This is a genomic window from Pseudomonas sp. I2 (genome assembly GCF_040984075.1).
GTDB lineage: Bacteria > Pseudomonadota > Gammaproteobacteria > Pseudomonadales > Pseudomonadaceae > Aquipseudomonas > Aquipseudomonas guariconensis_B.
Map to the genome: position 1 here is coordinate 1 of NZ_JBCGFQ010000105.1, position 3,385 is coordinate 3,385.

General features: G+C 59.6%; 1 protein-coding gene and 1 pseudogene. Both read left to right on the forward strand.

Annotated features, from left to right (window positions below):
- Positions 1–179 precede the first annotated feature (179 nt).
- Entirely contained in the window at positions 180–1,823 is a 1,644-nt protein-coding gene (locus tag WCE05_RS25680; RefSeq protein ID WP_368816806.1) for an acetolactate synthase large subunit, read from the forward strand.
- A gap of 277 nt (positions 1,824–2,100) precedes the next feature.
- A pseudogene (locus tag WCE05_RS25685) lies at positions 2,101–3,258 on the forward strand (FAD-dependent oxidoreductase); the annotation flags it as partial.
- Between the last annotated feature and the right edge of the window lie 127 nt (positions 3,259–3,385).

The window sequence follows — 3,385 nt, forward strand, 5'->3', positions numbered from 1 at the left end:
CACTTCCTCCCGCCGGGTGCGACAATTAATGCCGCCAATTGACGTGACTTCTCCGTACCCAGCCTGCGTCAAGGCTTAGGTTCGGGGCAATTCCGGCTTCCGGACCGAGCGATGCCAGCGCACCGTGCTGCGCATTCCTGGACTTCACCACCGTCCTATCACTTGAGGTAGCAAGCAAGATGGCCAAGGCCGCCGATGTCGTAGTGCAATGCCTGGAAAACGAAGGTGTCGAGTATGTGTTCGGCATTCCCGGCGAGGAGAACCTCGACCTGCTGGAGTCCCTGCGCAAGTCGAAGATCAAGCTGGTCCTGACCCGCCACGAGCAGTCCGCAGGCTTCATGGCCGCCACCTACGGCCGCCTGACCGGCAAGACCGGCGTCAGCCTGTCGACCCTCGGCCCTGGCGCGACCAACCTGGTCACCGCCAGTGCCTACGCCTATCTGGGCGGTATGCCGATGATGATGATTACCGGCCAGAAGCCGATCAAGAAGTCCAAGCAGGGCCGTTTCCAGATCATCGACGTGTGCGGCATGATGGACCCCATCACCAAGTACACCCACCAGTTCGCCTCGGCCGACAACATCCCCGCGCGCATGCGCGAAGCCTTCCGCTTGGCTGAAGAAGAAAAGCCTGGCGCCGTGCATCTGGAGTTGCCGGAAGACATCGCCGCCGAGCAGACCGAATCGATGCCGATCCCGCCGAGTCTGCACCGCCGCCCGCTGGCCGAGCACAAGGCCGTCGAGGCCGCGGTCGAGAAGTTGCAGGCCGCCCGCAGCCCGATCCTGGTGATCGGTGCCGGCGCTAACCGCAAGATGACCGCCAAGGTCCTCAAGCAACTGATCGACAAGACCGGTATCCCCTTCATCACCACGCAGATGGGCAAGGGCGTAGTCGACGAGCGCCACCCGCGCTTTCTCGGCAACGCTGCACTGTCGGCTGGCGATTTCGTGCACCGTGCGGTCGAAGCCGCCGACCTGATCGTCAATATCGGCCACGATGTGATCGAGAAGCCGCCGTTCTTCATGGTTCGTGGCGGTACCGAGGTCATCCACATCAACTTCCGCTCGGCGGAAGTCGATGCCGTGTACTTCCCGCAGATCGAAGTGATCGGCGACATCGCCAACGCCGTCTGGCAGATCGGCGAAGCCCTGACCGACACCAGCCACTGGGACTTCACCCGCCTGCTGGCCATCCGCGAAGCCAACGAAGCGCAGGTCGCCGAAGGCGCCGACGACGACCGTTTCCCGATCTACCCGCAGCGCATGGTCGCCGACATCCGTCGCGCCTTGCCGTCCGAAGGCATCGTCGCCCTGGACAACGGCATCTACAAGATCTGGTTCGCCCGTAACTACAAGGCCCACAAGCCCAATACCGTGCTGCTGGACAACGCCCTGGCGACCATGGGCGCCGGCCTGCCATCGGCCATGGCGGCGCACCTGGTGTACCCGGACCGCCCGGTGATCTCGGTGTGCGGCGACGGTGGCTTCATGATGAACAGCCAGGAACTGGAAACCGCGGTGCGCCTGGGGATGCACCTGACCGTGGTGATCCTGCGCGACGATGGCTACGGCATGATCCGCTGGAAGCAGGCCAACATGGGTTTCACCGATTTCGGCCTGGACTACGGCAATCCGGACTTCGTCAAATATGCCGAAGCCTACGGCGCCAACGGTCACCGCGTGGAAAGCGCCGAGGGCTTCCTGCCGCTGCTCGAGCACTGCATCAAGACTCCGGGGGTGCATGTGATCGACTGCCCGGTCGACTACAGCGAGAACGATCACATCCTCAACCAGGAACTGCGTGAGCGTGCGCTGGCGGTTTAACGCCTGACGGCCCTATTTGCAACAAGCCCGTTCCCACAGGTACAGCGTACTTCTGCAATTCAGCGCTATCCCTGTGGGAGCTGTGGCTCGGTGCCTTGGCTGACCCGCAAGTAACCTCAATATTTACTAAAGCGGCGCTTAAATGCCCGTAGGGCTTGCTTGTAATAGCATTAGATCAGACAACACTGATCACGATTCGACGATAAACATCTACCGCTCCCTACCTTGCTAGCTCCGGCATGATCAGGTTTCTCATCTTCCATGGAAACCCGAGATCATGACCATCGGATCGACTCATAACCATCCCGCTGATCTGGCTATCGAGCCAGCATCCCCCGGCCAACCGTGGAGCGCGCGCTTTCCCAATCCTCCCGACCTGTGTTTCGACTACCGTCGTCTCGTTGAACAGCATGGCGGAGTTGGCCGTGCCTCCCGGCCAGAGCATCGCATCTGCATCGTCGGTGCCGGTGTTACTGGTCTTACGGTAGCTCGAGAGCTACTGCGTTGTGGCTTCACCCGAATTACTCTTATCGAACAAGCCCAGCGCATTGGCGGTCGCCACCTGACCGTGAGGAATAGTTCTGGTGATCAGAGGCAACCCTCGGCACCTTTCGAAATGGGTGCTATGCGCATGCCTTTCTTCAACCGAACCGGTGAGTCGCCAAAGGATGGTCGATCCCTGATGGCGCATTACGCGAATCTGTTCGAGCTGCGTCTCTCCGACTTTCCCAACCCAGGCACCCCTTGGGTCAATGCTACTGGGATCTATCTACGCGAGGGGCAGCTTGAAGGAGAGGGCGAGCCCAAGCTGCTGATCTGGAAAAACCCTGAAGGCCACACTTCACCACCTACTGCAGCACTGCAGAGGATTCAAGGAAAATGGCGGCGTTTTGCCGAGCGTTTCGCTGAGAAGGTAGCCGCTGTCTATGGTACGGAAGGCTGGGCACAGATGTGGACGGCGATCGTCGAGCGATACCACAGGTTGTCTTTCCGTGACCTTGTGTTCCTCCCTGCCCTAGATGCCTGGGACCCGGCGGATCCGGGGGATTTCGGTGGGCTAGGCATGGATCGCGATGAATCGGCGATCTTCTATGCAATTGGCATCGGCGATGGTAGCTGGGGAGCATTCTACGACGTTTGTTGCCTATATCCGTTGCGTACCGCGATTTTCGGTTTCAGTAGCCACTTGCAACTGGTGCATGGGCGTGTGGACGAGCACGGGATACCTCTCACAGCTCCCTATCTTGATGTCGATGCGGTGCGTGACAGCAAGGGCTTGTATTTCCAGGCACCAGCCTACGTTGGTCTTGCTGCTATGGATGAAGCTCTACTGTTCATGAACATCGAAGAGCTCGGCACATCGCTATACAGCCAGTGCGTGGCACGTGAGGATGGCTTGCTGACGGACAGTTCGGTTTGCGGCTTGCACAAGCTGGGAGGGTGTCAGAAATTTTGTGTTCGGGCATAACATGAGTAAGAGGTGCATGTATGCCAACCAAAAAGAAACCCTTGCGTGACCTGCCCAAAATCCCCAAAGAGCTGCTGGAGCAGTTCGGTGAGGG